This window comes from Hungatella sp. SL.1.14 (assembly GCF_024460495.1).
In the GTDB taxonomy this organism is placed as follows: domain Bacteria; phylum Bacillota; class Clostridia; order Lachnospirales; family Lachnospiraceae; genus Hungatella; species Hungatella hathewayi.
This window is the reverse complement of the sequence record NZ_JANFYJ010000022.1, coordinates 59,888-84,943: the sequence shown is the minus strand read 5'-3', so window position 1 is coordinate 84,943 and position 25,056 is coordinate 59,888. Positions and strand designations below refer to the sequence as shown.

At 51.2% G+C, this 25,056-nt stretch carries 22 protein-coding genes; 18 read left to right on the top strand and 4 right to left on the bottom strand.

Going from position 1 to position 25,056, the window contains the following annotated elements; all coding sequences use genetic code 11:
• Window positions 1-227 precede the first annotated feature (227 nt).
• From leuB to NE473_RS21780, 7 genes are all read left to right on the top strand, one after another.
• The gene (gene leuB / locus NE473_RS21810; RefSeq protein WP_022033399.1) at window positions 228-1,310 is read left to right on the top strand and encodes a 3-isopropylmalate dehydrogenase; all 1,083 of its coding nucleotides are present in this window, start codon (window positions 228-230) and stop codon (window positions 1,308-1,310) included.
• Window positions 1,311-1,345: 35 nt separating this feature from the next.
• Entirely contained in the window at window positions 1,346-3,016 is a 1,671-nt protein-coding gene (gene ilvD / locus NE473_RS21805) for a dihydroxy-acid dehydratase (RefSeq protein ID WP_006770651.1), read from the top strand.
• A gap of 19 nt (window positions 3,017-3,035) precedes the next feature.
• Complete coding sequence (gene ilvB, locus NE473_RS21800) at window positions 3,036-4,715, top strand: biosynthetic-type acetolactate synthase large subunit (RefSeq protein WP_006770650.1); 1,680 nt, start codon at window positions 3,036-3,038, stop codon at window positions 4,713-4,715.
• 36 nt (window positions 4,716-4,751) lie between these two features.
• Window positions 4,752-5,837 carry a 3-phosphoserine/phosphohydroxythreonine transaminase gene (gene serC, locus NE473_RS21795; protein WP_006770649.1) on the top strand — a complete coding sequence of 362 codons (1,086 nt, stop codon included), beginning with the start codon at window positions 4,752-4,754 and terminating at the stop codon, window positions 5,835-5,837.
• An 18-nt stretch (window positions 5,838-5,855) separates the two neighbouring features.
• On the top strand, window positions 5,856-7,019 hold the full coding sequence (locus NE473_RS21790; RefSeq protein ID WP_006770648.1) for a phosphoglycerate dehydrogenase: 1,164 nt from the start codon (window positions 5,856-5,858) through the stop codon (window positions 7,017-7,019).
• Between the two features lie 80 nt (window positions 7,020-7,099).
• On the top strand, window positions 7,100-8,347 hold the full coding sequence (locus tag NE473_RS21785) for a DUF1015 domain-containing protein (protein ID WP_055651454.1): 1,248 nt from the start codon (window positions 7,100-7,102) through the stop codon (window positions 8,345-8,347).
• A gap of 53 nt (window positions 8,348-8,400) precedes the next feature.
• Window positions 8,401-9,588, top strand: coding sequence for an iron-containing alcohol dehydrogenase (locus tag NE473_RS21780; protein WP_055651453.1), 1,188 nt, complete (start codon window positions 8,401-8,403; stop codon window positions 9,586-9,588).
• A 115-nt stretch (window positions 9,589-9,703) separates the two neighbouring features.
• Here the strand turns inward: NE473_RS21780 and NE473_RS21775 are convergent, their stop codons facing one another.
• Together NE473_RS21775 and NE473_RS21770 are read right to left on the bottom strand one after the other, a co-directional pair.
• Window positions 9,704-10,882 carry a M23 family metallopeptidase gene (locus NE473_RS21775; RefSeq protein WP_006770645.1) on the bottom strand — a complete coding sequence of 393 codons (1,179 nt, stop codon included), beginning with the start codon at window positions 10,880-10,882 and terminating at the stop codon, window positions 9,704-9,706.
• 53 nt (window positions 10,883-10,935) lie between these two features.
• The gene (locus NE473_RS21770) at window positions 10,936-11,742 is read right to left on the bottom strand and encodes an MBL fold metallo-hydrolase (protein WP_055651452.1); all 807 of its coding nucleotides are present in this window, start codon (window positions 11,740-11,742) and stop codon (window positions 10,936-10,938) included.
• 319 nt (window positions 11,743-12,061) lie between these two features.
• Between NE473_RS21770 and NE473_RS21765 the strand changes: the two genes are divergently transcribed.
• From NE473_RS21765 to NE473_RS21715, 11 genes are all read left to right on the top strand, one after another.
• Window positions 12,062-13,999 carry a fructose-bisphosphatase class III gene (locus NE473_RS21765; protein ID WP_006770643.1) on the top strand — a complete coding sequence of 646 codons (1,938 nt, stop codon included), beginning with the start codon at window positions 12,062-12,064 and terminating at the stop codon, window positions 13,997-13,999.
• Between the two features lie 100 nt (window positions 14,000-14,099).
• Complete coding sequence (locus NE473_RS21760; RefSeq protein WP_022033405.1) at window positions 14,100-14,573, top strand: DUF1700 domain-containing protein; 474 nt, start codon at window positions 14,100-14,102, stop codon at window positions 14,571-14,573.
• Between the two features lie 205 nt (window positions 14,574-14,778).
• The gene (locus NE473_RS21755) at window positions 14,779-15,474 is read left to right on the top strand and encodes a C40 family peptidase (RefSeq protein WP_006770640.1); all 696 of its coding nucleotides are present in this window, start codon (window positions 14,779-14,781) and stop codon (window positions 15,472-15,474) included.
• A 144-nt stretch (window positions 15,475-15,618) separates the two neighbouring features.
• A complete protein-coding gene (locus tag NE473_RS21750; protein WP_006770638.1) occupies window positions 15,619-16,344 on the top strand; it encodes a C40 family peptidase in 726 nt (241 codons plus the stop codon).
• Between the two features lie 309 nt (window positions 16,345-16,653).
• Window positions 16,654-16,881, top strand: a complete 228-nt coding sequence (locus NE473_RS21745; RefSeq protein ID WP_055651451.1) for a hypothetical protein — start codon at window positions 16,654-16,656, stop codon at window positions 16,879-16,881.
• A gap of 194 nt (window positions 16,882-17,075) precedes the next feature.
• Window positions 17,076-17,384, top strand: coding sequence for a rhodanese-like domain-containing protein (locus tag NE473_RS21740; RefSeq protein ID WP_055651475.1), 309 nt, complete (start codon window positions 17,076-17,078; stop codon window positions 17,382-17,384).
• A gap of 67 nt (window positions 17,385-17,451) precedes the next feature.
• Window positions 17,452-18,000 carry a phosphodiesterase gene (gene yfcE / locus NE473_RS21735; RefSeq protein WP_006770635.1) on the top strand — a complete coding sequence of 183 codons (549 nt, stop codon included), beginning with the start codon at window positions 17,452-17,454 and terminating at the stop codon, window positions 17,998-18,000.
• Between the two features lies 1 nt (window position 18,001).
• Window positions 18,002-19,159 carry a THUMP domain-containing class I SAM-dependent RNA methyltransferase gene (locus NE473_RS21730; protein WP_022033407.1) on the top strand — a complete coding sequence of 386 codons (1,158 nt, stop codon included), beginning with the start codon at window positions 18,002-18,004 and terminating at the stop codon, window positions 19,157-19,159.
• A 4-nt stretch (window positions 19,160-19,163) separates the two neighbouring features.
• Window positions 19,164-20,645, top strand: a complete 1,482-nt coding sequence (locus tag NE473_RS21725) for a lectin like domain-containing protein (RefSeq protein WP_055651450.1) — start codon at window positions 19,164-19,166, stop codon at window positions 20,643-20,645.
• 322 nt (window positions 20,646-20,967) lie between these two features.
• A complete protein-coding gene (gene rdgB / locus NE473_RS21720; protein WP_055651449.1) occupies window positions 20,968-21,582 on the top strand; it encodes an RdgB/HAM1 family non-canonical purine NTP pyrophosphatase in 615 nt (204 codons plus the stop codon).
• The gene (locus tag NE473_RS21715; protein WP_006770628.1) at window positions 21,579-22,079 is read left to right on the top strand and encodes a metallophosphoesterase family protein; all 501 of its coding nucleotides are present in this window, start codon (window positions 21,579-21,581) and stop codon (window positions 22,077-22,079) included. Before rdgB ends, NE473_RS21715 begins: the two co-directional genes overlap by 4 nt.
• Here the strand turns inward: NE473_RS21715 and NE473_RS21710 are convergent.
• A complete protein-coding gene (locus NE473_RS21710) occupies window positions 22,045-22,674 on the bottom strand; it encodes a nucleotidyltransferase family protein (protein ID WP_006770627.1) in 630 nt (209 codons plus the stop codon). The two genes, NE473_RS21715 and NE473_RS21710, sit on opposite strands and share 35 nt — an antisense overlap.
• 11 nt (window positions 22,675-22,685) lie before the next feature.
• Window positions 22,686-25,049 carry an FAD-dependent oxidoreductase gene (locus NE473_RS21705; RefSeq protein ID WP_055651448.1) on the bottom strand — a complete coding sequence of 788 codons (2,364 nt, stop codon included), beginning with the start codon at window positions 25,047-25,049 and terminating at the stop codon, window positions 22,686-22,688.
• Between the last annotated feature and the right edge of the window lie 7 nt (window positions 25,050-25,056).

The following is a 25,056-nucleotide window of genomic DNA, read 5'->3' as shown; positions in this document are numbered from 1 at the left end:
GACTTTCGCTTTTCCTCCTGTTCCTGGGGGAAAATAATGGACAAGGAGCAGTGGAGGAAGAATGGTGTATAACTTCCATTTATAGTACTAATTCCAATCTCATATAGTATTTTGCAGAAAAATCCCGTAATATAGTTGAAAAATCCCTTTAAATGTTCTATGATGAAGGGAAATACATCAGCATGGTACAGTGACAGAACAGAATTGTGAAGAGGGAGACGATAAAGATGAGTTATAATATAGCGGTAATTCCCGGTGATGGGATTGGGCCGGAGATCATTAGAGAGGCAAGAAAAGTCCTGGACAGGATCGGAACCGTGTACGGCCATGAGTTTTCTTATACCGAGGTTTTGATGGGAGGAGTATCCATCGACGCGTACGGTGTTCCTCTTACGGATGAAGCATTGGAGACAGCAAAAAAAAGTGATTCCGTTCTTCTCGGAGCAGTCGGAGGAGACGTGGGAAATTCGAGATGGTACGACGTGGCACCGAACTTGAGACCTGAGGCGGGCCTGTTGGCAATCCGCAAGGGTCTTAATTTATTCGCCAATATCCGTCCGGCTTATCTCTACGAGGAACTGGCAGAGGCCTGCCCTTTAAAAAAGGAGATCATCGGCGATGGATTTGACATGGTCATCATGAGGGAACTGACCGGCGGTCTGTATTTCGGAGAGCGCCATACGACGGAAGTGGACGGCGTGATGACAGCCGTGGATACCCTTACATATAACGAGAACGAGATCAGAAGAATTGCCGTAAAGGCATTTGACATTGCCATGAAACGCAGAAAGAGCGTGATCAGTGTAGATAAGGCCAACGTACTGGATTCTTCCAGACTGTGGAGAAAGGTCGTCGAAGAGGTTGCCAGGGATTATCCGGAAGTGACGCTTACGCATATGCTGGTCGATAACTGTGCGATGCAGCTGGTGATGAATCCGGGCCAGTTCGATGTAGTCTTAACCGAGAACATGTTCGGAGATATTTTATCCGACGAAGCGAGTATGATTACCGGTTCCATCGGTATGCTGTCATCTGCCAGCATGAATGAAGGCAAATTCGGCATGTATGAGCCGAGCCACGGCTCCGCACCGGATATTGCGGGACAGAACATTGCCAATCCGATTGCCACGATTCTGTCGGCGGCCATGATGCTTCGTTTTTCCTTTGATCTTGACCGGGAAGCGGATGCGGTGGAAGCGGCTGTTCAGAAGGTATTGTCCGAGGGCTTCAGAACGGGCGATATCATGTCGGAGGGCTGCAAGAAGGTTTCCACCAGTGAGATGGGAGATTTAATCGCAGAGCGGATTTAACCTGATACAAGTACATAGAAAAGGAGTGTCATAATATGAAGAGTGATTCAGTAAAAAAGGGCATGCAGCAGGCGCCTCACCGCTCCCTGTTCAATGCCCTCGGAATGACGGAAGAAGAGATGGAGCGTCCGCTCGTCGGTATCGTCAGTTCCTATAATGAGATTGTACCGGGCCATATGAATCTGGATAAGATCGTTCAGGCCGTTAAGATGGGAGTTGCCATGGCGGGAGGAACCCCGGTCATGGTTCCGGCCATCGCCGTCTGTGATGGAATCGCCATGGGCCACATCGGCATGAAGTATTCCCTGGTAACGAGAGATTTGATTGCGGATTCCACAGAATGTCTGGCGAAGGCCCACGCGTTTGACGCTCTCGTCATGGTTCCCAACTGCGATAAGAATGTCCCCGGACTTTTAATGGCAGCGGCGCGCATTAATGTACCCACAGTGTTCGTCAGCGGCGGACCAATGTTAGCGGGCCATGTGCAGGGACATAAGACCAGTCTTTCCAGTATGTTTGAGGCGGTAGGCGCCTATACAGCGGGCACCATGTCAGAAGAAGAGGTCAGAGAGTACGAGTGCAAGGCATGCCCGACCTGCGGCTCCTGTTCCGGTATGTATACAGCCAACAGCATGAACTGCTTAACCGAGGTTCTGGGCATGGGATTGCAGGGAAATGGAACGATTCCTGCGGTTTACTCCGAACGTCTGAAGCTGGCAAAGCACGCCGGCATGCAGGTCATGGAGATGTACCGGAAAAACATAAAACCCAGCGACATTATGACGGAAGCCGCATTTAAGAATGCGCTTACCATGGATATGGCCCTGGGCTGCAGCACCAACAGCATGCTTCATCTGCCGGCCATTGCACACGAGGCCGGCGTGGAGTTAAACGTGGACATAGCCAATGAAATAAGCGCGAAGACTCCGAATCTCTGTCATCTGGCGCCGGCGGGTCCTACTTATATAGAAGATTTGAATGAGGCCGGCGGTATTTACGCTGTTATGAAGGAGATCAGCAAGCTGGGACTCCTAAACCTGGACTGCATGACAGTAACCGGCAAAACAGTCGGTGAGAATATTAAAAATTGTGTCAACTTAAATCCGGAGGTGATCCGCCCGGTAGAAAATCCATACAGCAGGACCGGCGGCATCGCCATCTTAAAGGGCAATTTAGCTCCTGATTCCGCAGTGGTGAAGCGTTCCGCGGTGGCTCCTGAGATGTTGAAGCATGAAGGTCCGGCCAGAGTCTTTGACTGTGAAGAAGACGCGGTGGCGGCGATCAAAGGCGGAAAGATCGTGGCAGGTGACGTGGTTGTGATCCGTTACGAGGGACCGAAGGGGGGCCCGGGAATGAGAGAGATGCTTAACCCGACTTCCGTCATCGCAGGCATGGGACTTGGCTCAGAGGTGGCGCTGATCACGGACGGCCGGTTCTCCGGCGCATCGAGAGGCGCATCGATCGGCCATGTGTGCCCGGAAGCCGCAGCAGGCGGACCGATTGCGTTAGTCGAAGAAGGTGACATGATCTGTATTGATATCAATAACAACCGTCTGGACGTGAAGATTTCCGATGAGGAGATGGCGGCAAGAAAGGCGAAATGGCAGCCGAGAGTACCGGAGGTAACGACCGGATACTTAGCGCGTTATGCTGCTATGGCAGCACCGGCAAGCAAAGGGGCAATCCTGGAGGTACCGGGGAATTAAGAGAAAGGGAGTAAGGCGTATGAATAAATTGACAGGAGCAGAAATCGTAATTGAGTGCCTGAAAGAACAGGGTGTAGATACAGTATTTGGATATCCGGGAGGAACGATTCTCAATATTTACGATGCACTTTATAAACACCAGGATGAAATCACCCATATCCTGACCTCTCACGAGCAGGGGGCGGCCCATGCGGCGGACGGCTATGCGAGAGCCACCGGTAAGGTGGGCGTCTGTATGGCGACATCCGGACCAGGTGCTACCAATCTGGTAACGGGGATCGCGACCGCGTGTATGGATTCCATTCCGGTTGTGGCGATCACCTGTAACGTGGCGGTCAGCCTTCTCGGCCGTGACAGCTTCCAGGAAATCGACATTGCGGGCATTACCATGCCGATTACGAAATATAATTTTATTGTCAAGGATATAACGAAACTGGCGGACACCATAAGACGTGCCTTTACGATCGCGCAGACCGGAAGACCGGGCCCTGTGTTAATTGATATTACGAAGGACGTTACTGCCAATACCTGTGATTACGAGTACAAGGCTCCCGAGCCGATTGTGCGCCAGAATTCCACAATCCGCGAAGAGGACATGGAAAAGGCACTTTATTTGATCCGAAATGCGAAAAAGCCGTTCATCTTTGCAGGCGGCGGCGCGGTGATTGCGGATGCGGCAGATGAGCTTAAGGCCTTTGCCCATAAGATTCAGGCCCCGGTGGCAGACAGCCTCATGGGAAAAGGTGCATTTGACGGAACCGATGAGCTCTACACCGGTATGGTGGGCATGCATGGGACGAAGACCTCCAACTTCGGAATCACGGAATGCGACTTACTGATCGTTGTGGGCGCGCGTTTCAGCGACCGTGTGACGGGCAATGCGGCCAAATTTGCTCCCAATGCGAAGATTCTCCAGTTTGACGTGGATCCGGCTGAGATCGACAAGAACGTGAAGACGTACGCCAGCGTGATCGGTGATGTGAAAACGATTCTCAAGAAGTTAAACGCACGGCTCGATCCGGTCAATCACGACGAGTGGCTGGCTCATATCGACCGGATGAAGGATATGTATCCGCTCCGCTACGACAAGAATCTGTTAACCGGCCCTTACGTGGTGGAACAGATATATGAACTGACCCAGGGCGACGCGATCATTACCACCGAGGTAGGACAGCACCAGATGTGGGCCGCGCAGTTCTACAAATACAAACACCCCAGAACCTTTGTCACATCCGGCGGATTGGGAACCATGGGATACGGTCTGGGCGCTGCGTTAGGCGCCAAGATGGGATGCAAAGACAAGACCGTGATCAATATCGCCGGCGACGGCTGCTTCCGCATGAACATGAATGAGATCGCAACCGCGACACGCTATAATATCCCGGTGATCCAGGTGGTATTAAACAATCATGTGCTCGGAATGGTACGTCAGTGGCAGACTTTGTTCTATGGAAAGAGATATTCTCATACAGTATTAAATGATGCGGTTGATTTTGTTAAGGTAGCAGAAGGAATGGGGGCAAAGGCCTACCGGGTAACCAGCAAAGAGGAGTTCATGCCGGTTCTTAAGGAAGCCATCGGACTTAACATTCCTGTTGTTATAGATTGTCAGATTCATTGTGATGACAAGGTATTCCCGATGGTTTCTCCGGGAGCGCCGATTCAGGATGCATTCGACGAAAATGATCTGAAGATATAGCAGATTAAAAACCCTATCAAAGAGGAGGAAAGAGATATGAGCAGAGTGTACAATTTTTCCGCAGGACCGGCTGTACTGCCGGAAGAGGTCTTAAAGGAAGCGGCCGATGAGATGATGGACTACAGGGGATGCGGCATGTCGGTTATGGAGATGAGCCACCGTTCCAAGATGTTCGAAACCATTATCAATGAAGCGGAAGCTGATTTAAGAGACTTAATGGGCATTCCGGACAACTACAGGGTGTTGTTCTTACAGGGCGGCGCTTCCCAGCAGTTTGCCATGGTACCGATGAACTTAATGAAGAACCGCGTCGGCGATTACATCATCACAGGACAGTGGGCAAAGAAGGCATATCAGGAGGCACAGCTTTATGGAAAGGCGAACGCCGTTGCCTCCAGTGCCGATAAGACCTTCAGTTATATTCCGGATGTTTCCGATCTGCCGATATCCGAGGATGCGGATTACGTTTATATCTGTGAAAACAACACGATCTATGGTACAAAGTACAAAACGCTGCCGAATACAAAAGGAAAAACACTGGTAGCTGATATCTCCTCCTGTTTCTTATCAGAACCTGTCGATGTGGAAAAATACGGTCTGCTCTTCGGCGGCGCACAGAAAAACGTGGGCCCGGCAGGGGTGGTGATCGCCATTATCAGGGAAGATTTAATCACGGAAGACGTTCTTCCGGGTACGCCTACCATGCTGCGCTATAAGACTCATGCAGACGCGGCGTCCTTATACAACACTCCGCCGGCATACGGCATCTACATCTGCGGCAAGGTCTTCAAATGGTTAAAGAACCGCGGCGGCTTAGAAGCGATGAAGGAGTATAATGAGAAAAAGGCGAAGCTTCTGTATGATTTCCTGGATAACAGCAGGATGTTTAAGGGCACGGTAGAGAAGAAAGACCGCTCCTTAATGAACGTGCCGTTCGTAACCGGAGACGCCGATTTAGACGCTCTGTTTGTAAAGGAAGCGAAGGCGGCAGGCCTTGAGAATTTAAAGGGCCACAGATCCGTAGGCGGCATGCGCGCAAGCATCTACAATGCGATGCCGATGGAAGGCGTGGAAGCGCTGGTTGCCTTTATGAAGGATTTTGAAGCCAGAAATGGTAAATAGGGAAGGGAGAGACGCGGAATGAAGAAGATATATTGCCTGAATGCCATTTCCAGCAAAGGAACGGCTTTGTTAAATGAGGAGTATGAGTTAACCGAGAATATGAAAGAGGCCGCCGGAGTGCTGGTCAGAAGCGCCTCCATGCATGAGATGGAGCTTCCTGATGACCTGCTGGCTGTAGCCCGCGCGGGCGCCGGAGTCAACAACATTCCTCTGGATGCGTGTGCAGACAAAGGAATCGTGGTATTTAACACACCAGGGGCCAATGCCAACGGCGTAAAGGAACTGGTAATCGCCGGACTGATGCTGGCCTCCCGTGACGTGGTAGGCGGGATCAACTGGGTAAAGGATAATAAAGAAGACGAAAATATTGCTAAATCCGTGGAAAAGGCCAAGAAGGCATTTGCTGGATGCGAGATCAAGGGAAAGAAACTGGGCGTCATCGGACTGGGAGCGATCGGTGCGGAAGTAGCCAATGCGGCTGCATCCCTCGGTATGGAGGTCTACGGATACGACCCGTTTATCTCGGTCAATGCGGCATGGATGCTTTCCAGAAATGTAAGGCATATCACTTCCGTGGAGACGATCTACCGTGAGTGCGACTACATCACCATTCATGTGCCGCTGTTGGACAGCACGAGAGAAATGATTAAGCGTGAATCCCTGGCCCAGATGAAGAACGGCGTGGTAATCTTAAACTTCTCCCGCGACGTGCTGGTGAATGAGGATGACATGGCGGAAGCTCTTGCCTCCAAGAAGGTAAAATGCTATGTAACGGATTTCCCGAATACAAAATCTGTCAACATGGAAGGCGCCATTGTGATTCCGCATCTTGGGGCATCCACAGAGGAGTCGGAAGATAACTGTGCGAGAATGGCTGTCGAAGAGATCATGGATTACATAGACAACGGCAATATCCGCAACTCCGTTAATTTCCCGGCATGTGACATGGGCGTGTGTCAGATGGCAAGCCGTGTTGCGGTTCTTCATCTGAATATTCCGAACATGATCGGCCAGGTAACCGGAACACTGGCAGCCGGAAACGTCAATATTTCCGATATGACCAACAAGAGCCGCGATAAATACGCGTACACCCTTCTGGACTTAGAGTCTGTTCCGGACAGCATGACGATTCAGAAGCTGAATGCGATCAAGGGCGTGCTGAGAGTGCGTGTAATCAAATAAACGGTACATAAAAACTACAATTCAGACGGGGCATGGAAGTATCCATGGCCCGTTTGGACGTAAAATCAAAGGAGAATAGAATGGCTGTTGTAAAACCATTTCCGTGTGTGAGACCGGACAAAAAGTATGCTGCCTGCGTGGCCGCGCTTCCTTATGACGTGTATAACCGGAAGGAGGCGAAGACCGCCGCCTCCGCCAATCCGAAATCATTTTTAAATATTGACAGGCCGGAGACCCAGTTTCCGGATGAGTTGGATATGTATGACGACCGCGTCTACGATAAGGCAAAGGAGATGCTGGAGAGCTGGATTGCAGACGGCACTTTTGTGAAGGACCCGCTGGCGGCTTATTACATCTATGAGCTTACGATGGATGGAAGAAAGCAGACAGGGATCGTGGCGTGCTCCTCCATCGACGATTATGTAAATGGAGTGGTAAAAAAACACGAGAATACCCGTGAGGAAAAGGAACTGGACCGAATCAGACACGTGGATGCCACGGATGCGCAGACCGGCCCGATCTTTCTGGCGTACCGTTCCAATGCAATGATTAATAAGGTCGTCGATTTAAAGACAGGAACAGAGCCGTTATATGACTTTACCGCAGAGGATGGGATTCGCCACCGCGTATGGGAGATTGGAAATGCAGATTCTATCCTGACGGTGGAAGAGGCGTTTGCCGGTATTCCGGCTACCTATATCGCAGATGGACACCACCGTGCGGCTTCCGCGGTTAAGGTCGGACTGAAAAGGCGGGAAGAGCATCCGGACTATACGGGGAATGAGCCGTTCAACTATTTCCTGTCAGTCTTATTTCCGGATGATCAGTTGATGATCATGCCTTATAACCGTGTAGTAAAGGATTTAAACGGCATGACGGAGGAGACATTCCTTAAGCGTGTAGAGGAGGCCGGGTTTACGGTGGCTTCCATGGGGACAGAAGGCTTTGCCCCTGTGGAAAAAGGGACCTTTGGAATGTATTTGTGTGGACAATGGTACTGCCTTACGGCCGCAGAGCGCCTTTTGACCAGCGATCCGGTGAAGGGGCTGGATGTTTCCATTCTCCAGGATCACTTACTGGGACCGGTTCTGGGAATCGGGGATCCGCGGGTAGATAAGAGGATTGATTTTATCGGCGGAATCCGGGGACTTTCAGAGCTTGAAAAACGGTGTAGAGAAGATATGACTGTGGCCTTCTCCATGGTTCCGACTTCGATTGAAGAGTTGTTTAGCGTGGCCGATGCAGGCCTGTTGATGCCGCCGAAATCCACGTGGTTTGAGCCAAAGCTGCGGAGCGGGCTGTTTATACATTTATTGAGCAAGAGGTAGCGTGAAGTGAGAGCAGGTACGGTTTTAAACGGGAATGGAACGGGGAGGTAAATATGAATAATTTTGAGTATTGTGTCCCGACCAGAGTGATTTTCGGCAGAGACACGCAGAAACGGGCAGGAGAACTCATAAAAGAGTATGGTTTCCGGAAGGTCATGATCCACTATGGCGGCGGCAGTGTAAAGAGAAGCGGCCTTTTGGATCAGGTGACGGCATCGCTGAGAGAAGCGGGCATTGAAACGGTACTTTTTGGCGGAGTCCAGGCGAATCCTACGCTGTCTAAAGCGTTAGAAGGCATGGAGATCTGCCGCCGGGAGGGCGTGGACTTTATTCTGGCTGTAGGCGGAGGAAGTGTCATCGATTCAGCAAAGTGCATTGCGGATGGGGCGCCGAATCCGGAAATTGATCCATGGAAATTTTTCATGAAGGAAGCTGTTCCGCCGAAAGCGCTTCCACACGGCAATATCCTGACGCTGTCCGCCTCGGGAAGCGAGACGAGCCAGTCCTGCGTGATTACCAATGAAGAGAATGGCTTAAAGCGCGGCTTTAACTGCCCGGCTCACCGGCCGCTTTTTGCTGTCTGTAATCCGGAACTGACCTTTACGGTGAGCCGGTTCCAGACAGGCTGCGGGACTGTGGATATTCTGATGCATACGCTGGAACGGTATTTAGGCGGAACCACAAAGGACACGGCGCTGACGGACCGCATCGCAGAGGGGCTTATGAAGGCTGTGATTGAGGCGGGGACAGCGGCGGACTTAAATCCTGAAGATTATGAGGCGAGAGCGACACTGATGTGGGCGGGAAGTCTTTCCCATAATGATTTAACCGGATTGGGACGGGAGGTCATGATGACCGTTCATCAGCTGGAACATGAACTGTCGGGAAAATATCCTGAGGTAGCCCACGGAGCTGGTCTTTCTGCGCTCTTCTGTTCCTGGGCCAGATATGTCTGCAGAGATGATCCCATGCGCTTCGCCCAGCTGGCGGTCCGTGTCTGGGATGTGGAGATGAATTTCGAGAACCCTCTAAAGACTGCACTGGACGGCATTCAGAGAATAGAAGACTATTTTAAGAGTCTGAATATGCCGGTTCGTCTCTCGGAACTGGCGGCGGATGTGAAGGAAGCAGACTTTGACGAGATGGCGGAAAAATGCACGAACTTTGGCAGACGGGTGCTTCCGGGAATCAGGGAACTTGGGAAGCGTGAGATGATGGAGATCTATCGGATGGCACTTTAGGGGCAGAGATAAGGCAGACGGATTACGCCGTTTAACGGCGTTTTCCGTCTGCCTTATCTACATCCCGGAAGGCTTCTGCCTGCGGGCCGGAAATATGCCCGGCAGCCATGCCTGGCTAATCGGGAATATGCTGTTCCTCCGGTAAGGGAGCGTGGGGGACGAAGTTTTCCGGGATATCCGGATCCTTCATATCGTAAATGCGGTCGTACTCTTTGGTTTCCTGATCCTTAAGCGTCTCAGAGCGGTTCATGGACAGGAACTTTGTGAGTTCGTAGCAGTCCACCCAGATTTCGTTGTTTCCCTCCTTCTGAGATTCGTCAAAAATAAGCTGAAGGCCGAAATGCAGGTGGGCCTCATCAATATTGTTGGTGTTCTCCGTCCGGCTGTAACCGGTCCGTCCCAGATAACCGATGACGTCGCCGGCTGTGATGATGCTTCCCTGTTTCAGCGATTTATGGTAGGGATAGTTTTTTCGTAAATGTGCGTAATAGTAGTAGCGTTTTCCGTCAAAGCTGCGGATACCCAGCCTCCAGCCGCCGTACTGGTTCCAGCCGATGGCTTCTACATATCCGGACTCCACGGCGATTACGGGGGTTCCGACCTGGCCCATCATATCGTGGCCCAGATGCTGGCGCTTATAGCCGTAGGAACGGGAGACGCCGAAGTCATCATAGTCCTGATAGGGAAATCCCTTGGCAATGGGAGAGAAGGCCTTTAAACCGTATTTCGTGACCCACACCCGGTCCGGGTCCGCCGTACCGTCGGCATTGACCACGGGGGAGGCGAATAAAGGCGCATTTTCCGCGGCGATCTGGATGTCGTACTGGCCGACAAGGCCGTCTAAAACAGCGCCGTAGGCCTGACGGTAATAGGAATAATACTTCATGTTTGCCGTCAGCTCCTCCATGGTTTTTCCGGACAGAAGCTGTTCTGCCAGTGTGTCCAAGTCTTTAGTGGAATATCGGGAAAAGTCACCGCCGTACCTGGCACCCAGATAGGAGAGCAGCTCCACCCAGTTTAAGTGCGGGCTGGACTGGCACGTATTGACATCGTACCGGAAGGCCTCCTGCATGGCTTTGGAGGTAACCTTAAAGTCCACCCATTTAATATAGTTCCGGGCCTCAGAGGACGTGGCTTTTCCGTCCTGATTCGATGCGGGAAATGAGAACCTTCCCTCCGGGCTGATCAGAAAAAGGGAAACTAAAAGGCACGTCAGTACAATGACCTCTATGTATATAATAATGTGATGCAGAGTCTCCGGCGATTCTGCGATTCGTTCTTTCCATGATTTCATAAGAAAATCTCCTCCATCTCATCCTATGCGGGAGACGGAGAGAATATGAAATTTTATGAAAGAGGAATGATGTCTTCATCGCAGGGAACAAAGATTCCGCCATGGAACCATTCAGCCGCTTCTGCCGTGTAACGCTCTCTGCGGTGGTCTAAATCCGTGTCCTCAGTGTGCCACAGTACGATATGTTCCACCTTCATATCCTGGGCGGTCCGGGCAGCGTCCCTGGCAGTACTGTGGTGTTTTTCATACGGTTTAAACCGGTCCCTGTCCTCATACAGGCAGAATGCCTCATGGAGCAGCCAGGCGCTGTTTTCCACGTAGGGGGCACAGAGCGGGTGAAACGGCTCATCTCCGCAGCAGGTCAGCCTTCGTCCGTCTGAGAGAACGGCGGTGAAACCGAATTGCTTCGCTTTGGTGGAATGGATGTCAAAGAAGGTAACGTCCATGCCCAGAATCTGCCGCTGTTCTCCGTCAGAGACGGGAATCAGCACGATGCGGTCCCCGATGAGCCGGCACAGCTTCTCCTGAAGCGTCAGCCGGCACAGGGTTTCAATCGCCGGCAGTAAGTCCTCATGGCTGTATAAATGCAGCTGTCCCTCATAGGAACCGTTTAAAATCCTGGTACCGATAAAGCGCACCATCCAGACGATCCCCAGGATGTGGTCTGTGTGGCTGTGCGTGACGAAGATATGGTGAATGCGGGTCATGTCCACATTCATGTCCTGGAGAATCCTCAGTATGCCGTTGCCGCCGCCTGCATCTGTCATGAAAAATTCTCCGTCCTTTTCTACGGCAAAGCACGTATTATAACACCGTGTCACGGCGGCGTGACCGGTTCCGAATACATATAACTGTTCCATCTTCTGCCTCCTGATTTCCGACAGCCGGGAATGGGCTGTCCTGTGTATGAATGATCCTGTGTATGAATTGTCCTGTATGCAGGTTTTCCTGTAAGTATGTTACTACAACTGAAAGAAACCTGCAAGTCTATCCGGCCATGGATTCCGTAATTGCCGTCTGTTGAATTTACGCGGTTTCTGCCAGGCTAAAGGGGCTTTCAAAAGGCAGTGTTTTATGTTACTATTATTTTATTAGAAATGCAGCTGAACGGCGTGTAACAGGAGAGGAGGCGTATTGCGGTACTGCCGGCAGCGGCATGATGGGTGAGGAGAGAGGATTATGAGAGACTTAGCTTACTTGAAGCTGATGGCGCGGGAGTATCCGACGATCAAGGCGGCCTCCAGCGAGATTATTAACTTAACGGCGATCCAGGGGCTTCCGAAGGGGACAGAATACTTTTTCAGTGACCTGCATGGAGAGTATGAGGCATTTATCCATCTGCTCCGCAGTGCATCCGGTATTATCAGGGAAAAGATCACGGAGACCTTTGGACACATCATTCCGGAAAAAGAAGAGGTGGAACTGGCAAACATGATCTACTATCCCGAGCGGGTGGTAAACCAGATGCAGTTAAAGGGAATGGCTACTGACGACTGGCAGAGAGTGGCCATCTACCGTCTGGTTCAGATCTGCAAGGTGGTTTCTTCCAAATACACCCGTTCCAAGGTGAGAAAGAAGATGCCGCCGGAATTTGCCTATATCATCGATGAACTTCTTCACGTGGATTATAATGACGACAATAAACGGGTATACTACAGCGAGATTATTCGTTCCATCATCGACATCCGGGTCGGAGATAAATTTATCATCGCGCTGTGCGAGCTGATTCAGAATCTGACGATTGACAGTCTGCATATCATTGGCGATATCTTTGACCGGGGGCCCAGGGCCGACATTATCATGAAGGAACTGATGCAGTTCCACGATGTGGATATCCAGTGGGGAAACCATGATATCTCCTGGATGGGGGCAGCAACCGGCAATCTGGCCTGCATCTGCAATGTGCTTCGCATTGCGATCAGCTATAACAGCTTCGATGTGCTGGAGGACGGTTACGGGATTAATTTACGGCCGCTCTCCATGTTCGCGGCTAAAGTTTACCACAATGATCCGTGCGAGCGCTTTGTTCCGCAGATTCTGGATGAAAATATTTATGATGCGGTAGATCCGGGGCTGGCGGCGAAGATGCACAAGGCGATCGCCATCATTCAGTTTAAGGTACAGGGACAGATTATCGGGCGTCATCCGGAGTATGAGATGGATGACAGGAGGCTTTTAGAGGCCGTGGATTTCGACCGGGGAGTGGTGGTGCTGGAGGGAAAGGAATATCCCATGCTGGATTTATCCTTCCCTACGGTGGATCCGAAGGATCCGCTTGCATTGACCGCGGAGGAGGAAGAGCTTCTTCATACGCTCCAGCTTTCGTTCAGGCATAATGAGCTTCTGCACAAGCATATCCGTTTCCTCTATTCCCACGGAAGCCTGTACAAATGCTATAACTCAAACCTGCTCTACCATGGCTGCATCCCGATGAAGGAGGATGGAAGCTTTGATGAGATCGTGGTGGACGGCATCTCCTATTCGGGACAGGCACTGATGGACTATGTGGACAGGAAGGTGCAGAACGCGTATTTCATGGCGGAGGAATCCCCGGAAAAGGAGGACGCCATGGACTTTATGTGGTATCTGTGGTGCGGAGCCAAATCGCCGGTTTACGGCAAGGGAAAGATGACGACCTTTGAGCACTATTTTATCGAAGATCCGGCCACTCATAAAGAACCGATGAACCCGTATTACCGGCTCAGCGTGAAGGAAGAGACGTGTGACCGGATTCTGGAGGAATTCGGGCTTCCAAGGTCCGGTTCCCATATCATCAACGGCCATGTGCCGGTTAAAATCAAAGAGGGAGAATCCCCCGTGAAGGCGGGCGGAAAGCTCTTTATCATTGACGGCGGCCTATCCAAGGCGTACCAGTCCAGGACCGGGATTGCCGGATATACGCTCATTTATAACTCCAATCATCTGGCTCTGGCGGAGCACAAGCCGTTCGATCCGGAGAAGGAGAGCACGCCCAGGGTCTCCATTGTGGAGAATATGCATAAGCGGGTTATGGTGGCAGACACCGACAAGGGCGTGGAGCTGGCAGGACGTATCGCAGACTTAAAGGAACTGGCAGGCGCTTACAGAGAAGGCATATTGAAGGAAAAAGTAGAATAATTATGAAATTTTAATAATTAATTTACAGAAGATTCCTTTACGAAGCCAGGGGGAAATGGTATACTAGGAAAGGTCAGTTACTTTACTGAAGGAGGCTTCAATGAGCAGACAGGAATTTTTACAGCGTTTGCGGGACACGCTGACCGGCGAAGTGCCTGGAAATGTGATTGAGGAAAATATAAGATACTATGACGATTATATCAGAACGGAGACCGCGAACGGCCAGTCGGAAGACGAGGTGACCGGTGCGATCGGTGATCCCAGGCTGATTGCCAAGACGATCATGGAGGCCACGGAGAACGCCAGAGAGGGCGGCAGCCGTCAGTCCGCATATGATACGTATCGGAACGAAGGCCGGACGGTGTATGAGGAAGAGGCCGGACCGGACCGCCATTTCCATTTTGTCGATCTAAACAAATGGTACTGGAAGCTCCTGGCTGTAGTCGTGACAGTGTTATTCTTCTTCCTGGTCGCAAGTATCGTGACCGGTATATTCAGCATTCTGATTCCTCTGATGGGACCGCTGCTTCTGATTCTTCTTGTAATCTGGCTGATCCGGGGCCCCAGGCGGTAAAGGAATATATTAAAAACAAATTATAAATATTACAAAAGTGTAACGGCAGTTATACCGGAAAAATCGGTGTAACTGCCGTTTTTGCTGATTTTTACTTGACATATGGCGATGAGTAGAGTATACTGATTTTTGTAACATTTATGTAACATATTACATATTGATAAACAAACGAAATAAAAACGTAAGAATCAGGAGTTGGAAAAACATGGGAAACAAAACCTGGAAAGTGCTGGGGGTTATCGGCCTCTATGCGGTTCTGGCCTGGAATTCACCAGTTACCGCAAAAGCGGCAGAGATTGAAGTGGAAACGAGTACAACACTGTATGCGAAGATAGATGCGCCGGACGTCGTGGTACGGAAGGCTAAGAATGCGGGCGGAGAGGCGGTTACAAAAGTATCGCGGGGACAGACTTATGAAGTTGCCGCACCGGCAGAAGGCGGCTGGGTGAAGATCAGCACCGCAGAAGGAGAGGGGTACATACCGAGTAACCGGGCGACCCTGATTGAGAAGACAAAGGAAAAAGTCGATGAGAGCGTGAAGCTGCGCCAGGACGTGGTCAATTATGCGCTTCAGTTTGTAGGGAACCGCTACGTATATGGAGGAACAGATCCGAATACCGGAGCCGACTGTTCCGGATTCACAAGATATATCATGCAGCACGCGGCAGGCATCTCCTTAAGCCACAGCTCCAGAGCGCAGTCGGGAGAGGGACGCAGCGTCAGCTACAGCGACAGGAAGCCGGGCGATCTGATCTTCTACGGCGGCAAGGGCTATATCAACCATGTGGCCATGTATATCGGCAACGGACAGATTGTACATGCTTCCACGGAGCGGACGGGAATCAAGATATCGAACGCAACGTACCGCACGCCTGTTAAGGTGGTCAGGGTTCTGGACTGATGGAGAAACCTGGAAAATAATGGAATGTTACCAGTTTGAAATAGTACTTGACTGAAAAGCAAGGTAAATGTATAATAAACGTAATGATTTTAACAATTACGTAATAATTAGAACGAAAAAGTAAAAAACAGGAGTAATGTCCCAATGATAAAAAATGCATGGAAAACGTTAAGCCTCCTGGCTTTCTGTGGAGCAATTGTACTTGCCAATCCGGCAGATGCCAAAGCGGATGAAGTTTCCGGACCAGGACTCAGTTCAGGTAATTATATCGCAACAGTTGAAGCAGAGACTGTGAATATCAGTACGGATGAGAGCGGCCAGGAGGTATTGATGGCAGCTTCTAAGGGATCTTCCTTTCAGGTCGTGGAAGACATGGGCGACGGATTTGTAAAAGTAAAGGTGAAGGATACATACGGATATCTTCCGGTCGACGGGAATGCGACTGTTACCCAGACCGATGAAGCTACCATTGCCGCACTGGAAGCAGCATATGATGCTCCTGCGGAGTTCCGGCAGAGTGTTGTCAATTACGCACTGCAGTTTGTAGGCGGACGATACGCCTATGGCGGCAGTGATCCCCATACCGGAGTGGATTGCTCCGGATTTACGAGATACGTCATGCAGCATGCGGCAGGTATCTCACTGAACCGTTCTTCAGGCGGACAGGCTTCCCAGGGAGTTGCTGTGAGTTCTGACCAGATGAAGCCGGGAGATTTGATTTTTTATGGAAACGGAAGGTCGATCAATCACGTAGCCATGTATATCGGCAACGGACAGATCGTACACTCCTCCACCTACAAAACGGGAATTAAGGTTTCTCCGTGGAATTACCGGACTCCCGTCAAGATCGTCAATGTCATTGGCGAATAATGGACAAGCGGATAACTGGATTTTCGATAAGGGATATAAGACTCCCGGCACTGGCTGCCGGGAGTCTTCTGCATCCGGTGGGCTCCGGAATCGTACGATAAAAAGGAAAAGCCCGGATAGGGGAGCTATCCGGACTCTTCTGAGGGGAGTATAAATAATTAATAAGGATGAGGAAATCTAATTCCTCACTTTAATTATAATATAGGCAGATAAAAAAAGCAAAGTTATTTTAAAATTTTTTTTGTATATTATTTGAACAGTCAGCCATACTAACGGTGTAACAAAAAATCCGACAGGAGGTATCATAAGATGTCCAATAACAACTACAATGATAACTACAACGATTGCAGCAATTCTTCCAGAAACAACAGCCAGAACAGCAATCAGAACAACAGCCAGAACAGCAGCAAGAACAACAGCCAGAACAGCAGCAAGAACAGCAGCCAGAACAACAGCCAGAACAGCAGCCGCAACAACAGCCAGAACAGCAGCCGCAACAACAACCAGAATAACAGCCAGAATAAGTCTGACTATTAATCTGTCTGGCAGTACGAAAATAACAGCCTGTCAGTAGGCTTGTGATTTCGTCAAAAAGCACAGGGATACGATGCTTATAAGCATAATCTCCCTGTGCTTTTTGCTGTTCTCTTACCTTTTATGCGGCGATGACCAGAAAGATAAACTTTTCACGGGGAGTGAATATAATGGTATTAGAAAGGACAGGTGATTGTATGTTCAAGACAATACCGATTGGTGAAGTCGATTATTATATAGAAAACGAAAACGATATGATGGTGATTGACCTGCGTAACGCCGCATCGTATCAGAGAGCCCACATAAATGGGGCTGTCAATATCCCGTATGAAGAGATCGATCAGAGGATTTCAGAACTGCCCAGGGATAAAATTCTGGTTTTTTACTGCGCAAGAGGCGGACAAAGCATGATGGTATGCCGCTATCTGTCCCGCATGGGATATTCGGTACTGAATGTGGCCAACGGAATCGCCTATTATCGGGGAAAATATCTGGTTCGGGGGTAAATTCATTGACAGATGCGCCCTGTAAGACTTAAAATATACCTATTAATGCAAGAAGGAGAATTTACTTATGAAATATATGATTGCGTCCGATATCCACGGTTCCGCGTTCTACTGCAGAAAGCTGCTGGAAGCGTTTGAGGAATCAGGAGCGAATCGCCTTGTTTTACTGGGAGATATCCTTTATCACGGACCAAGAAATGACCTTCCAAAGGAGTATGCCCCCAAAGAAGTGCTTGCCATGCTAAACGGCTGCAAAGACAGGATCTACTGTGTCAGGGGCAACTGTGATACGGAGGTGGACCAGATGGTGCTGGAATTTCCTGTGATGGCGGACTATGCGCTGCTGGCGATTGATGGAATCACCATCTATGCCACACATGGCCACGTTTATCATGAGAATCACCTTCCACCCATGCAGAAGGGGGATGTGCTGCTTCATGGGCACACCCATGTGCTCCGGGCGGATCGGTGCGGGGATATTACCATCTTAAATCCCGGTTCCGTATCCATACCGAAGGAAGGCAATCCGCCGACATACGCGATTCTGGAGGATGGGATCTTTCGGATCCTGGATTTCGAGGGACGCGTGATTAAAGAGAAGAACCTGGGAGAATAAAGTGAAAAAAACATTTGAACTCATTGCACCGTGCCATTTTGGCATGGAAGCTGTATTAAAAAGAGAAATTACGGATCTGGGCTATGATATCACGCTGGTGGAAGACGGCCGTGTGACATTTATCGGAGATGAGGAGACCATCTGCCGCGCGAACATATTTCTGCGCACGGCAGAGCGGATCCTGCTGAAGGTGGGAAGTTTTCATGCGGAAACCTTTGAAGAGCTGTTTCAGAATACGCGGAATATTCCGTGGGAGGAATATCTTCCCCAGGACGGTAAGTTCTGGGTTGCAAAGGCGTCCTCCATTAAAAGTAAGCTGTTCAGCCCCTCCGATATCCAGTCGATCATGAAGAAAGCCATGGTGGAACGGATGAAGAAGGCGTACGGTCTGGAATGGTTTCCGGAGACGGGAAGCAGCTATCCGCTTCGTGTATTTTTGTATAAGGACGAGGTGACGGTCGGCATCGATACTTCGGGAGAGTCGCTTCATAAGAGAGGCTACCGTACCCTTACCAGCAAGGCTCCCATCACGGAGACTCTGGCTGCGGCCCTGATCATGATGACGCCGTGGAACCGGGACAGAATTCTGGTGGATCCCTTCTGCGGAAGCGGCACCTTCCCGATTGAGGCGGCGATGATCGCAGCCAACATGGCACCGGGGATGAACCGTTCCTTTCTGGCGGAAGACTGGAAGAATGTGATCCCGAGGAAATTCTGGTATGAGGCCATGGATGAGGCGGCGGATCTGCTGGATACAGAGGTGGAAGTCGATATTCAGGGTTACGATATTGACGGGGAGATCGTGAAGGCAGCGAGAGCCAACGCGGAGTCTGCCGGAGTGGATCATCTGATTCATTTTCAGCAGAGGCCGTTGAGCGCCCTCAGCCATCCGAAGAAGTATGGATTTATTATCACAAACCCGCCCTACGGCGAGAGAATTGAGGAGAAGGAGAATCTACCGGCGCTGTATAAGGAGATCGGTGAACGGTTCCGCGCGCTGGATTCCTGGTCTCTCTATATGATAACCGCTTATGAGGAGGCGGAACGGTACGTTGGAAGAAAGGCGGACAAGAACCGGAAGATCTACAATGGTATGATGAAGACGTATTTCTACCAGTTTATGGGACCGAAACCTCCAAAGCGCAAAACAGGAGATTAATTGATTGAAGGCAGGAAAATGGTTGGGAACGGCGGCCGTTCTGGTGCTTGCCGGTACGGCTGTGATCTGGATTAACGGCCGGTGGCCGGAATTAAGCGGTCCGGGGCAGGAATCGGCCGTTACAGGTACCGGAGAGACAGGCACAGAATCCCAGGAGGACAGTGGAGAGCAGGAAAGCGCAGGACGGAGCAGCAGGGAGAGTCACGGACCATTGGAGCCGGAGTCAGAAAGCAGCGCGGAACGTGACGGGGCAGTATGGGAGGATCCGGTGCACCAGGTGCTTCCGTCGGCTTATGACGGCCGTACAACCGGCCGGGCGCCTTCCATTAAGAATCAGGGCTCTCTCGGAACCTGCTGGGCATTTGCATCGCTGATGGCGCTGGAAGCGCGTTTGCTGCCCGATGAGAACTATGACTTTTCCGAGGACCACATGTCCCTGAATAATGGATTCTGTATTCCGCAGAGTGATGGAGGGGAGTACACCATGTCTATGGCCTATCTCCTGTCCTGGAAGGGGCCTGTCCTGGAAGCGGATGATCCCTATGGAGACGGGGTCTCACCCGATGGCCTGAAGGCAGTAAAGCATGTCCAGGGAGTGGAGCTGGTGCCAGGAAAAGATTATGAGAAGATTAAGCGGGCTGTCTTACAGTACGGAGGCGTACAAAGCTCCCTCTATACTTCCATGACGAACGAGGAAAGCAGGTCCGCCCATTATAATGAGGATCAGTACGCCTACTGCTATATCGGATCGGAACCGCCGAATCACGATTCTGTGATCATCGGCTGGGATGACGGGTATCCGCGGGAGAATTTTAATACGGAAGTTAACGGCGACGGGGCCTTTATCTGCATGAACAGCTGGGGAGACGATTTTGGAGACGACGGATATTTTTACGTGTCATATTACGACTCCAATATCGGGCTGAACAATATTATATATACGGACGTGGAAGATCCGGATCATTACGATCATAACTACCAGACGGATTTAAGAGGCTGGGTAGGACAGCTGGGATACGGTTCCGATACGGTATGGTTCTCCAACGTTTATGAGGCGCAGGGGAAGGAGACGCTAAAAGCTGTGGGTTTCTATTCCACGGACAGGCATTCTTCCTATGAGGTCTATGTTGTGAGACAGCCTGGAGATGAGGAAGCCATAAAGTCAGGCGACGGTTTCCGGAACCGGCGGCTGGCGGCGTCGGGAAATCTCGATTATGCGGGCTTTTATACGATTCCTCTGGAAGCAGAACCGGAGGAAGGGCTGGAGCTTGAACCGGGGGAGCGGTTTGCCGTGATGGTAAAGCTGACGACGCCGGACAGCGTCCATCCGGCTGCGATCGAATACGATGCGGGGGATGGAAAGACCATTGTGGACATCAGTGACGGTGAGGGATATATCAGTCCTGACGGGGTGAATTTTACCAGGGTCGAGGAGGAGCAGAAATGCAATCTCTGCCTGAAGGCCTATACCACGGACAGACGATGAATCGTTACTGTTCACGGCCAGTCCGGCACCCACCGCCTGCTCTGGCTCTGGCGCTTCCCACGGCCCTTCCAGTTCCGGTTTCGGGCATAAGCACTTCTAAACGTGCAGAATTTTTCTAAAAACCAGTGAAAATCCCCAAACTCGCTGCGCTCAGACAGGTGGGGATTTCCCCTGAACGGAAAATTATGCGCGTTAAGAATTGCTAATGCCCTGCAAAGTCACAGGAAGGACCGTGGGAAGCGCCAGAGCCAGAGCAGGCGGCGGGTGCCGGACTGGCCGTAAACAGTAACGATGAATCCGTTTTATGAAGGAGAGTATACAGATGAGTGAGAACAGGATCGTATTTGCCACAGGCAATGCGGGAAAGATGAAGGAGATCCGGCTGATTCTGGCCGATCTGGGAATGGAGATTTTATCCATGAAGGAAGCCGGAGCGGATCCGGTGATCGTTGAGAACGGGAAAACGTTTGGGGAGAACGCGGAGATCAAGGCGAGAGCCGTGTGGGCCGAGACGGGGGGAATTGTCCTTGCGGATGATTCCGGCCTGGTGGTGGACTGCCTGGGAGGTGAGCCGGGGATCTATTCAGCCAGATATATGGGCGAGGATACGTCCTACGAGATCAAGAACCAGACCATTATTTCCCGGGTTAATAAGGCGCCCGGGGACGACAGAAGCGCCCGGTTCGTCTGTAATATCGCGGCCGTTCTGCCGGATGGGCGTGTCCTTCATACGGAGGAGACCATGGAGGGAATCATCGCAGAGAAGGCCGCAGGAAACGGCGGCTTTGGATACGATCCGATCCTGTTTTTACCGGAGTTCGGAGTGACCAGTGCAGAGATTACCGTGGAACAGAAAAACAGGATCAGCCATCGCGGAAAAGCGCTTGAGGCAATGAAGCGGAAATTGGAAGAGCTCTATAAGGGGGATGTACGATGAAGATATTAATTGTGAGCGATACACACCGGAAAGATGACAACTTAAAAAACGTGATCGAGAAGACATCTCCGCTTGATATGCTCATCCATCTCGGCGATGCGGAAGGCAGTGAAACGAAGATCGCCGGCTGGGTCGGAGAAGGCTGTGATCTGGAGATGGTACTGGGAAACAACGACTTCTTTTCCAATCTGGACAGAGAAAAGGAATTGAAGATCGGAGAATACCGGGTTTTACTGACCCACGGCCACTACTACAATGTGTCTCTGGGCGTGGAGCGTCTGGAACAGGAAGCGAGAGACCGCCGGCTGGATATCGTCATGTACGGCCATACCCACAGGCCCTTCTATGAGGTGCGGGGAGGTGTGACCATCTTAAATCCCGGAAGTCTGTCTTATCCCAGACAGGATGGAAGGAAGCCGTCGTTTATGATTATGGAACTGGATGATCAGGGAAAGGCACATTTTACCTTAAACTTTCTGGAGCCGCAGTACCATTAGAGGCTTTGGAAACCAGTGCCAGTACTTTTTTATAGTCCTCCGGCGTGTCCATATCGATGATACAGGTCTCATCTTCTGCGGAGAAATACTCCGCCCCGCCGTTAAACGGTGTCAGCGCCCCCTTGAGTCCCGCGCCGCCCTGATAAGAGAGAATCCCAGGAATGCAGGCAGACGAAATAACCGGAGGATGGCCCTTGCGCATGGAGAAAGAGGGATACAGGACGAGGGGCTCCGAACGCTGAAATTCTTCTATCAGATCTGCAATCAGTTTACGCGTTACCAGCGGGTAGTCTACCGGCAGAATCAGAAATGCCGATACGTCCCGGTCAAGAGCCAGAATCCCGGCCTTTACGGAGGTGAACATCCCTTCCGCAAAGGCCGGATTTCTGACTGTGTCTGCATGGCAGCCGGATAAATGCGCTTCTACTTCCTCTCCGCGGTAACCGGTTACCACGATGGTCCGGTCGGTCAGCCCATGAAGGATATCAGCCTGCCTCCGGATCACCGTGGTTTCCCCTATGGGCAGAAGTGGTTTTAAACGTCCCATCCTGGAAGAGTAGCCTGCGGCTAACAGTATTGCTTCGATTCTGCCCATCTGTGCACCTCCTATCTGGCATTCAGCAGGGAATTGCGTACCAGTGTTTTTGCTATTTGAACTTTATAACCGTTCCGTGAAAGCGGCAGTGCTCCTGAAAGGGCGATCTCCGCTGCTTCGGCAGCCAGTTCCTCTGTGACTGTTTTCCCTGTGATATAGGCTTCTGCCTCTCTGGCGCGCAGCGGGATCGGAGCTACGGCGCCCAGTACAATCCGGGCATCGGTAATGACGCCCTCCTGCATCTTATAAGCGGATGCGACGCTGACTACGGCGAAATCATGGGAATCCCTGACTCGGAATTTATCATAGCCAACCCGGTATTCCTTTGCCGATGCCGGAATGCGGATCTCAGTTACGATTTCATCCTCCTCAACCAGACGGCAGTGGGATTCCTTCATCATTTCTTCGATTGGCTCTTTTCGTTTGCTGGTTACGATCTCCGCATCCATTGCGGTGAGTACGGTGGCTACATCGGAGGGATTCACAGCGAGACAGCCGCAGTTAAAGCAGCGTTTTGCCTCTTCCTGCACCTGTTCCCACGTAAGTCCGTAGGAATCTTCCAGATGAAGTCCGCGCTCCTCCTTCGGGCGTTCCGGAAGCCTGGCTCCCTGGGAATGGCCGGTACAGGAGGCGTCAAACGTAATCAGGCCTCCAAGCGGATGCTTCGCATCTCCTTCCGGCTCTCCGGTCATAAAGCAATGGACTGCGACCGAAGCTTTCTTGCCGTCTGCGATGGCGTCCACTACTGTTTTGGGCCCGGTTGTGACATCACCGACAGCAAAGACCTTATCTACGCTGGTCTTCATGGTTGCGGGGTCTACAGAAATCAGTCCGCGGCTGACCTCCAGCTCCAGTGCCTCGCCCAGGAAGGAGAGGTCGGTTTTCTGGCCTACGGCCATAAGGATAGAGCTGCCGTGAAGCGTGGTGGTCTCATGATCATCGTAAGACGGGGCAAAATGACCCTGCTCATCAAAGACGGCAGTACACCGTTTTAAAACAAGTCCCACGATTTCTCCGTGGTCGCGGAGAATCTCTTTCGGTCCCCAGGACGGCAGGATTGTGATTCCTTCTTCTCTGGCCCGGTTGAGTTCTTCCTCGCTTGCCGGCATCTGATGCTCCGGCTCCAGACACGCCATGACGACATTGGCAGCACCCAGACGTTTCGCTGTGATTGCCACGTCTACAGCCACGTTTCCGCCGCCTACAACGATGATGTCTCTGCCGATCTTGCTCTCCATCCATTTATTGACTTCAATCAGGAAATCCAGGCCAAAGGTGGTGAGCTCTTCCCCATCGAGTCCGATAAGGGGCCGCTTCCATGCACCTGTATTTAAAAATACGCTGTCATACTGTTCCACCAGATCGTTGACCGGTATATCCTTTCCGATTTCAATACCGGTCAGGAATTCGATTCCCATGTGTTCTAAGGAGGCGATTAAGTTTCTGACGATATCTTTAGGAAGACGGTATTCCGGGATCGCATAGCGGAGAAGTCCGCCTGCTTCCTCCATTTTGTCGTATACACGGACGCTGTGTCCGCGGCTTCTTAAATAGAAGGCAGCGGTTAAACCGGCAGGGCCGGAGCCTACGATGGCAACACGTTTTCCGCTGTCTGTTTTTGGCGGCGCCATAAAACGATTGCTGTGTTCCAGTATGTAGTCGCCCACGTACCGCTCCATGCCTCCAATATTGACGTGTTCGTCGTATTCCTTCCGCTTGCAGTTCATCTGACAGAAATGGGTACAGACACGGGAGGTGACAGCAGGAATCGGGTTGGCTTCCAGCAGGATCGAGGCAGCTCCGTCCATGTCTCCGGCGCGCAGCTTAGCCAGATATTCCGGGATGTCCACATGGGCGGGGCAGTTGGAAGAACAGCCGCTTAAATGGACTTTTCTGGCCCCAAAGATGGAGTGGTTCTTATTTTCTCCGGTCATGGCGTTGCAGGTATCTCCACCCTTTCGGAGACACTGAATTCTGCCGCCGATCTCGTCGGGATAGCGGTAATACCAGCACCGGACTTCCTGACAGAGATTGCCGCCGATGGTGGCTAAGTTGCGGATCAGGGGGGTTGCCACGCTTCTCGCAGCGTCAGCCAGCGCGCCGTATTCTTCGCGGATCAGCGGTGAGGACGCGATATCACAGAGTTTGGCAGTTGCCCCGATCTTTAAGCCGTCTTCGTCCTCCTCTATGCGGTCCAGTCCGTCGATGGATTTGATATTGACAATTGTTTCCGGGTAATCCGGTTCTAATTTATGTTTCAGAACGCTGAGCAAGTCCGTACCGCCTGCGATAATCCGGGCATTGTTCTGTTCGTCCTTTAAAATGCCGGCGGCCTGGCTTAAGCTCTCCGCATCCGTATGGTTAAAATTTTTCATTTGGTGT

Coding starts and splice junctions, on each gene's coding strand:
- NE473_RS21785 (WP_055651454.1), top strand. CDS start 7,100: ATGGCTGTTGTAAAACCATTTCCGTGTGTGAGACCGGACAAAAAGTAT.
- NE473_RS21780 (WP_055651453.1), top strand. CDS start 8,401: ATGAATAATTTTGAGTATTGTGTCCCGACCAGAGTGATTTTCGGCAGA.
- serC (WP_006770649.1), top strand. CDS start 4,752: ATGAGCAGAGTGTACAATTTTTCCGCAGGACCGGCTGTACTGCCGGAA.
- NE473_RS21745 (WP_055651451.1), top strand. CDS start 16,654: ATGTCCAATAACAACTACAATGATAACTACAACGATTGCAGCAATTCT.
- leuB (WP_022033399.1), top strand. CDS start 228: ATGAGTTATAATATAGCGGTAATTCCCGGTGATGGGATTGGGCCGGAG.
- NE473_RS21775 (WP_006770645.1), bottom strand. CDS start 10,882: ATGAAATCATGGAAAGAACGAATCGCAGAATCGCCGGAGACTCTGCAT.
- NE473_RS21760 (WP_022033405.1), top strand. CDS start 14,100: ATGAGCAGACAGGAATTTTTACAGCGTTTGCGGGACACGCTGACCGGC.
- ilvB (WP_006770650.1), top strand. CDS start 3,036: ATGAATAAATTGACAGGAGCAGAAATCGTAATTGAGTGCCTGAAAGAA.
- NE473_RS21765 (WP_006770643.1), top strand. CDS start 12,062: ATGAGAGACTTAGCTTACTTGAAGCTGATGGCGCGGGAGTATCCGACG.
- yfcE (WP_006770635.1), top strand. CDS start 17,452: ATGAAATATATGATTGCGTCCGATATCCACGGTTCCGCGTTCTACTGC.
- NE473_RS21710 (WP_006770627.1), bottom strand. CDS start 22,674: ATGGGCAGAATCGAAGCAATACTGTTAGCCGCAGGCTACTCTTCCAGG.
- ilvD (WP_006770651.1), top strand. CDS start 1,346: ATGAAGAGTGATTCAGTAAAAAAGGGCATGCAGCAGGCGCCTCACCGC.
- rdgB (WP_055651449.1), top strand. CDS start 20,968: ATGAGTGAGAACAGGATCGTATTTGCCACAGGCAATGCGGGAAAGATG.
- NE473_RS21755 (WP_006770640.1), top strand. CDS start 14,779: ATGGGAAACAAAACCTGGAAAGTGCTGGGGGTTATCGGCCTCTATGCG.
- NE473_RS21715 (WP_006770628.1), top strand. CDS start 21,579: ATGAAGATATTAATTGTGAGCGATACACACCGGAAAGATGACAACTTA.
- NE473_RS21740 (WP_055651475.1), top strand. CDS start 17,076: ATGTTCAAGACAATACCGATTGGTGAAGTCGATTATTATATAGAAAAC.
- NE473_RS21750 (WP_006770638.1), top strand. CDS start 15,619: ATGATAAAAAATGCATGGAAAACGTTAAGCCTCCTGGCTTTCTGTGGA.
- NE473_RS21790 (WP_006770648.1), top strand. CDS start 5,856: ATGAAGAAGATATATTGCCTGAATGCCATTTCCAGCAAAGGAACGGCT.
- NE473_RS21705 (WP_055651448.1), bottom strand. CDS start 25,049: ATGAAAAATTTTAACCATACGGATGCGGAGAGCTTAAGCCAGGCCGCC.
- NE473_RS21770 (WP_055651452.1), bottom strand. CDS start 11,742: ATGGAACAGTTATATGTATTCGGAACCGGTCACGCCGCCGTGACACGG.